Consider the following 11,983-nt stretch of genomic DNA (forward strand, 5'->3'; position numbering starts at 1 on the left):
TGACTATAATACTCAGTTTTTATGGAGATTCCAATAATGTTATTGAAGTTAAGCTTTATTCTTCCAAATGCTTAACCCTGCTTTCCAGGCTTTTAAATTTTTGCAACAGTTCCGGTAACTTACTAAGCGCGGCCAACTCCCGCCAAGCCACCTTGCGATCCTTAGCTGGACTACCAAACACCTGAGCGCCCGGCTCTACGTCCGCAGAGATGCCGCTACGTGCCATAACGACTGCTCTTGAGCCAATATTGACATGATCTGCCACACCGGCACTACCCGCTAATATTGCGCCATCACCGATAGTACAGGAACCGGAAATACCCGATTGACCGCAAATAATAACGTTACGCCCCACCACATTGTTATGTCCAAGCTGTACCAAGTTATCAATTTTGCTGCCCATACCAATACGCGTAGCCCCTAGCGCCCCGCGATCAATACAGGTATTTGCACCAATTTCCACATGATCGGCAATTTCAACATGACCCACATGCGGGACCTTAATATGCTGATTATCACGAAACTTGTAGCCAAAACCATCTGCACCAATAATTGCACCAGCGTGAATAATGACGTTATTACCAATGACGGAATGATCATAAATGACTACATTGGGGTGAATTCGGCAGTTTTTACCAATGGTCACATGATTACCAATCCGCACACCGGCTTCTATGGTAGAGCTATCGCCTACGCTACTATATTGACCAATACTCACAAAAGGACCAACATGCACATCGTAGGCCAAGGTTGTAGTATCTGCCAATACTGCATGTTCCGAAACACTACGCTTAAAAGCAGGCTCTGGATGTAATAATTTAACCGCATTTAAAAAGCTAATTTCTGGATCACTACAAACTAAGAGCACCAAACCCTCAGGAATTTCGTCATCTGCCTGTGACTCATGGATAAAACAGGCAGTCGCCTTAGAGTCTTTTAAATATTTTTTGTATTTACTATCGCTTAACACTGTCACTTGCAGAGCTTGGGCGGACATAATATCTGCCGCGGCATTGATAGCCTGTGTAGCATCCCCGCCTTTAGGGATAGCATTACAGTGTTGAGCAAGTTCCGTAATGAGCATACTTTTTCCTATTTCCAAATACCAATAATGTGAGTAAAGTCGTCTGTCCAAGGTTCCAGACCAAACGACAGTGGCAGTTTTTGCCAATGTCCTAATCGGCTTTGCTGCAAGAGCTGCAAACGTTCCTGATGTTTACTGATCACCACCCAATCGGTAGCGACCACCAATGGGACATCAACCTCCGGTTTAAATTCCTGTAATAATGCTGCTAAATGTAATTGTTCAACATGATCTGCCAGTACTTTTTTTAAGGCTAAATGCCGATTGGTAATGTGAAATGCTAACAAACCATCGTCTTTTAGCTTGCTAAAATATAGTTGAAAGGCTTCGCGCGTCAATAAATGCATGGGTACTGCATCAGAACTGAATGCATCCATAATCAGTAAATCAAAACTATGATCTGGTTCCTTTTGTAAGGACAGTCTGGCATCACCTACAATCATGTCTGCCTGATTATTACAACGATTCAGATAGTTAAACCATTTTGGATTTTTGGCAACTTCCACCACCATCGGATCAATTTCATAAAACCGCCAGTGCTGATGCTCTTTGCTATAACAAGCCAGCGCCCCAGCTCCCAAACCGACCGCACCAATAGTCCAATTTTCATTCTCGCCACTGTATTCATTGAATAACTGGCCAATGGGACCCGGTCGACTATAGTAGGTTAATGGCGTGGTAATATTGGCAGCAGTTAGACGCTCTGCTCCATGTTTAGTGGTACCATGATAGAGTTCACGCACTTTTTCAGGATGCTGATTTTCATCGGCTATGACCGTTTCCCGCACTGATAGTACCCCGAAAAAACTGCGTTGTTGAAACAGGGTATTCGATGCCAGACCATGCAAGCCCATTGCAAATATAAGAATTACAGCGGTCAATAAACCCAAAGCCAACGGTGATTGTCGCAATGAATAACTCAAGCCTGCCAGTAAAATTAAAACTCCACCTATCACATCCAGATAATCGAATAATTGATCAACACTGTAATAAATGATCAATCCAAGCCCAAAAACCAGTAATGGAAAAATACTTTTGAAATACCATTTTCCAGTAAAAAAACCAGGCCGTAAAAACAGTGCACTGACAATCATCAGCGGGTATTCATACACTGCATTGAAAATAAACGGCGCTACAAAGGTATTGAATAGGCCACCCAGCATACCGCCGAACGACATCACTAAATAAAAACGGGTTAAATACCGAGTATTTGGACGATGTTTTGCCAACTCACCATGACAGACCATCACTGCCAGAAAAAACGCCAGCGCATGTAGGATTAAATCCAACCAATAGGGTAACAAGGCTGGATCGATGAACGAATAGGTAATGAATACCACCAGCACTGCTGGCTGCGCAATTAACATCAAGTTATGGATAATTTTTGCCCATTTGCAAAACACCAATATAAAACTGAGTAAATATAACGTGAGCGGCACTATCCACAATAAAGGCACTGATGCAATATCGGTACTGATGAATTGGGTAAAACCCAGCAACAAACTGGAGGGAACAAAAGCTAAAACCAGCCAGTGTAATTGCCGCTGAACGGGTAGTTGAACATCTGTGGCTGCTTCGGATACATCGATGGCTGATTCTTCAATTTGACCCACGGTGCGCCACAACCTCAGCGCACATAAAATAATCAATACCTCTAATAAACCAAAGCCCACACTCCATATCACGCGTTGCTGAGCCAGACCAATATGCGGTTCGATGAAAAACGGATAACTGAGCAAAGCCAGCAAACTACCGGCATTACTGGCTGCATACAAAAAATAGGGATCATGACTATTACGATGTCCGCATTGCGAAAACCATTTTTGCAGCAGCGGCGCGGTGGTTGACACCACAAAAAACGGCAAACCAATTGCCAATAACAGGGTCCAGATCAACCAAAACGTAGGATTACTATCCGTTGGCGGAGTAACCTCTGCAGGCAGGGCTACGGGCAAAGCAATCATGCTGATAATCAACACTGCTGTATGTATCTGGATTTGGCGCTGACTGGTATGTTTACCAGTCAGCCAGTGCGCATACAGATACCCCAAAAACAACAAGGTCTGATAAAACACCATACATGTGTTCCATACAGCGGGAGTTCCCCCCAATAGCGGCAACAGAATTTTGCCAAACATGGGCTGCAACACAAACATTAAAGTCGCGCTGATAAATAAAGTTCCGGCAAACAATAATACCGGAGAAAAGGCTGGAGACTGAGAGGTTTGCGGCTGACTATTCATTATTATATTTATTGCTAGCGTATCTATAGCAATGATAAAACATTTAGCAAGGTTTGTGGCATGAATTGCTGGCAATGCAGATGCTTATTGAAGATTAGCACAACGACACAATCTAAGTTTTATAACTATTATGTTTAAAAACTCACAATTAAGCCTAGTTTCGGCAAACTATTTCCAATTCTTTGCACTGCATCACACCTACCGTCATCTAACTGTCACATTCTAGATTTACAGTGATAATCATCCCATTTAGAGAATACATACTGAAGAGAATAGATATTTGGCTACTAATCTGGGCTGCTAAGCAAGTAACAGTATATTTCTGCATTTCCAGCCGTTAACAACTTCCAATCAAGTTGTTTTATCCATCGCCACTCAACTTTAATTAGCGCATGAAAATCAAAAATATAACGAAGCTGGCCAGCATAATTCTGGTGATTACGATTATGAGTTTTGGATCAACTGTCATATGGGCATTACAACATTTGAATCGAGCCTTTGCCTCAGTTGAATTTTACGGACAACAAAAAGACCGGATTTTTACTCATATCAGTCAACCCATTTTTAATTATTTAGCCAGTGGCGATCTAACTATCGTTGCAGACATTCAAAAAAATCTCAAAGAAATTAAAACTGAGGTGAGTGATCATTCAGGTATTTCATTAAATTTACAACCTAAATTTATTGCTCTTCTCACCGAATTCGAACAGTCTACCGCGCAAGAGCTTATCTCTGTGGGTAAACTGCCTGACCCTCAAACGCTGTTGTATGCTAGTGAACAACAGCAATTAAGACATTTGCAAACCTTAGCTGAGTATGTGGACAAGGCGCAAGCTGCCTCTCAAACTGAAAGACTACATTTTTTGCAACTCATTACTAAAACCCAATTTGCGCTTAACAACTTGGCAAAAAGCCGGAAAAGTTTTTTTAGTTCTAGCAACGCCCAATCGCTAGAACAAATAAATCGCTATTTACAAGAAATAAACGCGACTATATCAGCTTTGCAAGACTTACCCTTACTCGGTGTGATGAAAGCAACCACCCGTAATGACAATGAGTTTAGCCTGGGTGATAGCCCTAAAGTCGAAGTAACCGAGGATATGGCTGAAACACCACGACATGAACTAACGTCTTTATTGCAGCGTTATGGGAAAGAGCTTGATAACGCACTACAGCTGACTAAAAATAAAATCGATAGCAAACAGAAAATAAATCAGCAAATCATGAATCTTGAACAACAGTTACTAGATTTGCAAACAGAAACTACTCAGGAGTATCAATATTTTGAGCGGCTATGTTATTTGATTATTACGCTGTTTACCTTATTAATGCTGATTGTCAGTATTTTAATGATCTTTCTGCAACGGCATTTGTCCACCATAATCAGCCAAATCAGTACCTATATTGATTCTCTGGCAAAAGGCGATTTACGTCTATCCTTTTTAACCCACAGTACCGTTACCGAAATCAAGCATTTAAAAGTGTCATTAGATACCTTACAAAACTATTTTAATACGTTGATTAGTCGCATCAATCAGGAGTCTAACACCCTCAGTAGTTATGGTGACAACATTCTGCATGTAGCCCAAAATCTGGAAATTATTATCGCAGACCAACAACAAGCCACGGAACTGGCTGCGCATCAAATGCGCCAACTAAGTTCGTCATTTAAAGCAGTAGCAAGCAACGCCGCCGAATCGCAAACAGTAACTTCCTCAGCGCAACACATTGTCAAGGAGGGTATGCACGAAATTGATCAAACCTCGCAGAGATTTGAGAGTTTAGAACAAATTATTGACCATAGCGCAAGCGCCTTACAATCCCTGCAAAATGACGCAAAAGCAATTGAAGGAGTACTTGGTGTTATTCAAGGGTTTACCGAGCAAACCAATTTACTGGCTTTGAATGCGGCGATTGAAGCTGCCCGAGCAGGTGAGCATGGACGTGGATTTGCAGTAGTTGCGGATGAAGTGCGCAAACTAGCTACCAATACAGCAACTTCCGCTCGGCAAATCCATAGCATGATAGAAAGGCTTAATCAAGCAACCCAAACCACAGTTAGCCTAATGAATAACCAGCAGACAGCAATAAAGCAAACCAAAATCGCCATGCAACAGGTGAATCAAGCTTTTAGCAGCATTCAAAACGCCATTAGCAATATCAACGACAAAACCATACTGATAGCCAGCGCCGCCGTTCAACAAGCAGAGAGTACCGAATTGATAACAGCAAATTTTAATCAAAACGCAGATTTGGCCAGAGAAACCAGCAGAGAAGCGCAAAACAATAAAATAAATGCTTCTGGCTTAGCAGGTATCAGTGGCAATTTACGTGAGTTAATTGTGCAATTTAAGGTGGTTTAGTTTAGTTTGATAAATAGAAAAATTTCTTATCCTACAAAATGCTTAAGAATACCCAATTTAGAATTTTCGATCAAAACCTATGGGCATAACGAATACTTATGTAGTGTATAGGTGTTTTTACGAATTGGCATGAAAGTCATAGCAAAGAATAATATCAGCTAACATTTAATACATAAATAAAACTGATCATTTCTAATGAAACTCTGGTTTTAATTATCAATAGTTCTCTCATAACTCTAGGTATTAAAGTAAAAATTTAATTTAACATTTAGGAGTATTTCATTATGAATAACCACGCACTAAACCGTATTGCCCTTTTGCTGCCTTTGGTTCTAATCTTAGGACTAAGTTCTCAAATAGTTTTGGCGAATGTAGTACCTGCACCCGAACAACCTGCTCAACATACTATCGTTGCAAACACGCCTGAAGATCATGCCGCAGCAGCAGAACATCATAAAAAAACGGCTGAATATCATAAAGGTATGGCTGAGCATCACCATTCAATGGCAAGCGAACATAAAAAACAAGGTCATCATAAATTAAGCAAGCATCATGCAAAACTGGCTAAATACCATACCGCACTGGCTAAAGAACATACTGCCACAGCTAAAACACACGAAGAACATGCCGCGGGTAAGTAATCCTCTGTATTACAGGGTTGTTTCTGTCGTCTTTCAATTAATCTGATAAACAAAAAACGGGCATTTAGTATTAATGCTCGCATTAACTCGACTTGATTTGTAACAAAGTATTACCTGATTACCTACAAGCTTCGGCAACACCGCCCCCCGGTCATCAGATAGAAGTAGCTGATAAACTTTAAGTGATGTCAAACTTGGCTGACCACCCCTATGTTTACTGGTGCTGGGGCTTAAGGATAATCAGGAATTATTATACAAAGATTCAGTTCTTAAAATATGTAGCTACGGCTTATTAAATTAGTGTTTAGTACTTAGCAATAGGTCAGTAGATAAATCAGATGTTTAATCGCTCAGTCCATTCATGATTACTTCAATCTCAGTTTGAACGGACAGTGCTGTGTTGCGGAGAATGACTTTTCGAGATCCTTTTGGTTTTCCGAAAAAATAAGTTATTTCTATGACAATCCCGCCGTTATGGCTTTAACGAAAGAGAAAAATTATGTTAGTAGAAGGCAAAGTTAAATGGTTCAACAATGACAAAGGCTTCGGTTTCATTCAACAAGAGGGTGGAACAGATGTATTTGTACATTTTAGCTCCATAATTAGTGATGGTCGTAAATCTTTAAAAGATGGCCAACGTGTAACTATGGAAGTGACTAGTGGCACTAGAGGTCTACAAGCAGTTAAAGTTACACCACTATAATGGTCCAATCAAAGTTTTTTTAACATTCACCTAGCTAAAAAACCGGCCTATTACGGCAACAAGCTTGGATAGTGCTTAAACCTAGTAACTTTCAGTATCCAGAAAATACGTTAGAGTTAGTATGATTCCACAAACTCACTACATGACAGCATTTTCGAATATTGCTGAAAACATTTTTGATTAGTTCCTGATTACAAAATTCAAAATGAAACATTCATCCTTTTTTGGATAAAAGTTACGCAAAAAAGCTCTCAAGGAACAACATCCACCATAATTTCATCACCCTCATGCAAACCGGATAGCACTTCCAATTGATCGCCGTAACGTTTACCGATGCGAATATGATGAATATGCGTTTGATCGCCATCGACTATTTTGACCGCTTGCAATTGACCAAATTCCAGCAACGCAGAAATAGGGATCAATAAAGCTTGCTGAGTGGCCTGACAACTCAATTCTAAAGAACCTATTTGCCCTTGTTGCAATCCAGAGGTTATAGGTAAACTGATTTTAATGGGCTGGGTATGTGTTTCCGGATTAACTTCTGTAGAGATCTCGTCTACCGTTCCCGTGAGGGTTTGCAATATTGATTCTATCCTGACAGGCACTTGCATACCTTTACTAACCAATGCCACACAATGATCGGCGATTGCAACTTCCAAGCGTAATTGTTCAGGATTATGAAACGTAACAATGGCTTGCGTTGGGGAGGCTAAATCACCCACATTTTGCAATCGTTGACTGACAACACCGTCAAAAGGTGCATACAAAACATTTTCACCCTGAATTGATCTGGCTTGCAGAGCATCACTAGCAGCCTTTTGCACCAAAGCCTGTGCAGTTTGCGCCTGAGCCAGTGCGGCATCATAACTTTCCTTGCTTGCTGTTTGCTTGTGGTAAGCATCAATGACGCGCTCTTCGTCGGCCCTAGCTTTGGCAGCTTCCGCCTGAGCAATATTTTGCGCTGTCAGTGCTGCGTTTAGGCTAGCTTGCAACTCTCTGTCATCCAAGCGGGCAATAATCGCACCTTTTTTTAGTTTATCGCCAGGCTGTACCCTAATTTCAACGATACGTGCATTAATTTTAGGATTAATATCTACCGCTAATTTGGAACGCACTTCCCCTTCCCATTTAAGAGTATTACTAATTGCCTGGGTACTGACTTTAAGCGTGTGGGCATTTTCGGGTATTGCTTGCCCACTACTCTCTTCGTTCTCTGATTCAGCATTATGGGCTTTAAAAGCCCCTGTAACCCATAAAACCAACACCAACAAGCCACCAATAGCCAGTGCCGACACTATCCATTTAAGACGATTTAAAAAGTTTGTTTGTTCAATCATTTGCGCCTGATTCTGTAAAAAGGATTCTTGCCAAAAAGTAATGTAGGCTGGTCTAATATTCTAGGTTATGCTTTACCACACTAAAGTATTTTTGCTGAAATTTCTATACTGTAGGACAATTTTGCTGGTCGGGGGTAAAAATTTTAAATGAAAGCTTGAAATGTTTGTACAGCATGGTAACTTTACCCTTTATCTTTATACATAATAATAATTAATTTTTAAGAGGAAACATCAAATGAGTATTGAAAACTCTAATGACAACGATACAAACATCGATGAAAACGTTGAGCCAGCCGCAGCACCCAAGCAATCAACCAGCAATATCAATGCTGATGCTGCTAAAGAAGCCGCTGGTAATTTGCTAGGAAATTTTCTGGCTCTTAAAGAATCGAATCCAAAAGTATTTTTTGGTGCTATTGGCGGTGCCTTAGCCCTAGTGATATTGTTAGTGGTCAGTGGTGGCTCTGAGCCAAAACTACCAGTTCACCAAAGCAAACCTGTGGTTATTGGGCAAAGCTATGTACTTAAAGGTGCCAATGCTTATGATCCACAAGCAACTATTCGTTTGGTTGCTGTTCCTGGCTCTATGGCTGCTTATGATGATACCGAAGAAGCCGACCGCGATGGTGGCTGTAAACATATTAAAGAAGGTACACCCGTTAAAGTAACGCAATCTCAAGATGCGTATGGTAAAAAAGATGTATTTGTTGAAGTTGAAATGTTAAACGGCGAATGCGAAGGTAAAAAAGGCTGGGCGCTGGCAGTTAACTTGCAATAAAAATGTTGACAGTTTAAATTCTGACTGTATAATAGTCAGAATAAATTGCAACGCGGGAATAGCTCAGTGGTAGAGCACAACCTTGCCAAGGTTGGGGTCGCGAGTTCGAGCCTCGTTTCCCGCTCCAAAATTTAAAAAAGCCGCGCAAATTCGCGGCTTTTTTATTTAAGCCTGTTGGCTGCGTAGCAAAATGGTTATGCAGCGGCCTGCAAAGCCGTATACATCGGTTCGATTCCGATCGCAGCCTCCATTTAAAGCACGTTAAAAACAACCGCTTACCATAGCGGTTTTTTTATGCCCGAATCTTTTAGGCTAATTGACCAGTTGCAGGGCTTACCTATCAATATCTTGCTCGGTCAAAATTCATTATAAAGAGATTAGTCGCTCTAGCTTAATTCAACTTGCAACAATTAAAGCCTTATAGATGTTTAATGTTGAATGAGAGCATTTAGGATCAGTGGGGATTAGAGATCTACCCGAAGGGGTTAAATACTAAAAAATAATAATACGCACTGCATATACGTACAGTGTTTTATTTATTACTCTGACTAACAACAAAAAACTCTCCGCTTTTTTGACATAGACTTTAAAAAAAAATCCGGCGCAAACGGGGGAGATTGGCCGGATTCCAGGTTAACATCGGCACTATGCATACAAGTGTCGAGGGTTAGAGTATCAAGATTTGCTGAGGCTTTAAATGTGACCAATTGTCGCATAGCTACCCGCCATTTCTTTTACTATAATCCTGTTCAATTTTATTACTCTATACAGTCAAAATTGCATTACAAAGGTTGTTTTCCTATTGCTTCAACTCAATTTTGAAGATTACACCTATAACAACTTGGTATGACTCGATTCAAAGTATAAACTTTGCAGACAGCTGTCAGCATTCGTGTAATCAACATTTATTGCTTAGCGCTTTACCCACACCAAACGCTAATTTTGCCTAAAGAATTTGCTAATCTGATAACCGTCACAAAAGAAAAAAACTTAAACTTTTTAATTTTAGCTTTAAGGCGATGGGCACACTGTGTGAATTGCAACTGTTTAGTGAACACCCTGGTAGAGCTAATCGACTAGGTAAACGCATAATAGCTGATGTACTAAGACTAGAAGCCAAATATTCCCGATATCGCGAAGATAGCCTACTCAGCAAATTAATTGGGTTGCCAAGCAAGGGGGTAGTATTAGCGTGGATGATGAAACGGGTTATCTGCTGAATTATGCAGACACCTGCTATCAGCAAAGCGATGGTTTATTTCATATTACCTCTGGCGTTTTACGTTACACATGGCGCTTCCATACGAACACGCTGCCAAGTCAGGACGAAATTGATCCTTTACTGGAAAAAGTAGGCTGGCACAAATTAAACTGGCATAAACCGTCTTTAGAGTACACTCAACCCGGCATGGAACTGGATTTTGGCGGTATAGTTAAAGAATATGCGGTTGACCGGGCAGCAACCCTGTGCCGCGAAGCAGAAATCACCCATGCATTGATCAATTTGGGTGCGACATACGCTTGGTGGGGCCGCGCGGCAATGGTGATCCCTGGATTGTCGGTATTAGCCATCCACATAAGCCGGTTACACTATTGTTAAATTTATCAGTAACTAAAGGCACCTTGGCTTCCAGCGGTGACTATGAACGCTGTATCGTGATAGACGGTGTCCGCTATGCTCATATTTTAAATCCAAAAACAGGCTGGCCAGTACGCCATCTGGCTTCAGTTAGTGTAATGAGTGAGTTCTGCGTAATAGGCGGCAGCGGCAGCGCCATTGCCATGCTGAAGGAGGAACAAGGCCCCTCCTGGCTGGTTGAGCTGGGATTACCGCATTTATGGATGGATGTTAATGGCAGACAAGGAGGGGATTTGTGACAATACCATACAGTGACTATCTGCTGCGCATACTGCGCAACTTTCATTACTCTTACATTAATTACTAATATAAAGTGTGTGATATCACTTATAATTTATTTCCATTTTACGTTAAATAACATAGTTTAATTAAGCATCAACTAGGCATAACGAGAATAATAAAGCATTTTTGCTATAAATCATCATGTGTTTTTTCTTTATCATTTTTAAGCTCACGCCATACACACCACGCTTTTTAGCTTTAAGTACCTGTTAATTTTATTGATTAGAACCTAACACCTAAAATTAATGGCACAAATAATGCTTTTTAAAGTTTGGCTGTATTTACTGGGTTGTTATTCCCCCCTACCTTTCTAGTAAATATTACCTCCCGGTATGAATACTCATACCGGGATTTTTATCTTTACCTATAACCACTATGTCACATAAATTCTTAAATTTATTTAGTTTATTCCTAATAACACTGGTTAGTCTTGAAGCAGTTGCCACTGAAAATGTTAATCGACCAGCTCCGAATTGCACCTTAAGCAATCTGGAAGTTAGCGATAAATATGATCTACAACGTTTTAAAGGCCAGGTGGTGTATGTAGATTTTTGGGCTTCATGGTGCGGACCCTGTGTACAGTCTTTTCCGTACATGAACACTCTGAATCGCGACTTAAAAGAACAGGGTTTACAGGTGTTAGGCGTTAATCTAGATGAAAACGCTGAAGATGCCAAAAATTTTGTTAGCCATACTCCACCGCAATTTTTAGTTGCCACCGATACTAACGGTACCTGTGCAAAAGAGTTTGGCGTTAAGGCTATGCCCTCTACTTTTTTGGTAGACCGTAAAGGTATGATTAGAGAAATCCATTACGGCTTTAGACCGGGCGAGGCAAACGAATTTAGAAGTAAAGTTGAGCAATTACTGGCCGAACCGATTAATTAACCCCTATATCTACTCAATTAAG

Annotated in this window: 8 protein-coding genes, 2 tRNA genes and 1 pseudogene; 8 read left to right on the plus strand and 3 right to left on the minus strand. The window is 40.7% G+C overall.

Annotated elements, in window-relative coordinates:
* Nucleotides 1-55: 55 nt before the first annotated feature.
* Entirely contained in the window at nucleotides 56-1,084 is a 1,029-nt protein-coding gene (gene lpxD / locus ABH008_RS17175) for a UDP-3-O-(3-hydroxymyristoyl)glucosamine N-acyltransferase (protein ID WP_347986837.1), read from the minus strand.
* An 8-nt stretch (nucleotides 1,085-1,092) separates the two neighbouring features.
* Nucleotides 1,093-3,327: a fused MFS/spermidine synthase gene (locus ABH008_RS17180; protein WP_347986838.1), complete on the minus strand. Its 2,235-nt coding sequence runs from the start codon at nucleotides 3,325-3,327 to the stop codon at nucleotides 1,093-1,095.
* Between the two features lie 446 nt (nucleotides 3,328-3,773).
* Here ABH008_RS17180 and ABH008_RS17185 point away from each other — a divergent pair, with 446 nt between their 5' ends.
* The 3 genes from ABH008_RS17185 to ABH008_RS17195 all read left to right on the plus strand — a co-directional run bounded on the left by ABH008_RS17185 (nucleotide 3,774) and on the right by ABH008_RS17195 (nucleotide 7,034).
* Nucleotides 3,774-5,690: a methyl-accepting chemotaxis protein gene (locus ABH008_RS17185; protein ID WP_347986839.1), complete on the plus strand. Its 1,917-nt coding sequence runs from the start codon at nucleotides 3,774-3,776 to the stop codon at nucleotides 5,688-5,690.
* 284 nt (nucleotides 5,691-5,974) lie between these two features.
* Nucleotides 5,975-6,331, plus strand: coding sequence for an acid-shock protein (locus tag ABH008_RS17190; protein WP_347986840.1), 357 nt, complete (start codon nucleotides 5,975-5,977; stop codon nucleotides 6,329-6,331).
* 499 nt (nucleotides 6,332-6,830) lie between these two features.
* Nucleotides 6,831-7,034: a cold shock domain-containing protein gene (locus ABH008_RS17195; protein ID WP_347986841.1), complete on the plus strand. Its 204-nt coding sequence runs from the start codon at nucleotides 6,831-6,833 to the stop codon at nucleotides 7,032-7,034.
* 251 nt (nucleotides 7,035-7,285) lie between these two features.
* Here ABH008_RS17195 and ABH008_RS17200 read toward each other — a convergent pair whose 3' ends face one another.
* Entirely contained in the window at nucleotides 7,286-8,374 is a 1,089-nt protein-coding gene (locus ABH008_RS17200) for an efflux RND transporter periplasmic adaptor subunit (protein ID WP_347986842.1), read from the minus strand.
* Nucleotides 8,375-8,609: 235 nt separating this feature from the next.
* Here ABH008_RS17200 and ABH008_RS17205 point away from each other — a divergent pair, with 235 nt between their 5' ends.
* From ABH008_RS17205 to ABH008_RS17225, 5 genes and pseudogenes are all read left to right on the plus strand, one after another.
* Nucleotides 8,610-9,152: a hypothetical protein gene (locus ABH008_RS17205; RefSeq protein ID WP_347986843.1), complete on the plus strand. Its 543-nt coding sequence runs from the start codon at nucleotides 8,610-8,612 to the stop codon at nucleotides 9,150-9,152.
* 52 nt (nucleotides 9,153-9,204) lie between these two features.
* Nucleotides 9,205-9,279: transfer RNA gene (locus ABH008_RS17210), tRNA-Gly, on the plus strand.
* 49 nt (nucleotides 9,280-9,328) lie between these two features.
* Nucleotides 9,329-9,402: transfer RNA gene (locus ABH008_RS17215), tRNA-Cys, on the plus strand.
* Between the two features lie 942 nt (nucleotides 9,403-10,344).
* Nucleotides 10,345-11,030, plus strand: a pseudogene (locus ABH008_RS17220) (FAD:protein FMN transferase).
* 418 nt (nucleotides 11,031-11,448) lie between these two features.
* Nucleotides 11,449-11,961, plus strand: coding sequence for a TlpA disulfide reductase family protein (locus tag ABH008_RS17225; RefSeq protein ID WP_347986844.1), 513 nt, complete (start codon nucleotides 11,449-11,451; stop codon nucleotides 11,959-11,961).
* The last annotated feature ends 22 nt before the right edge of the window (nucleotides 11,962-11,983 follow it).

The sequence above is a fragment of the Methylomonas sp. AM2-LC genome, assembly GCF_039904985.1.
GTDB lineage: Bacteria > Pseudomonadota > Gammaproteobacteria > Methylococcales > Methylomonadaceae > Methylomonas.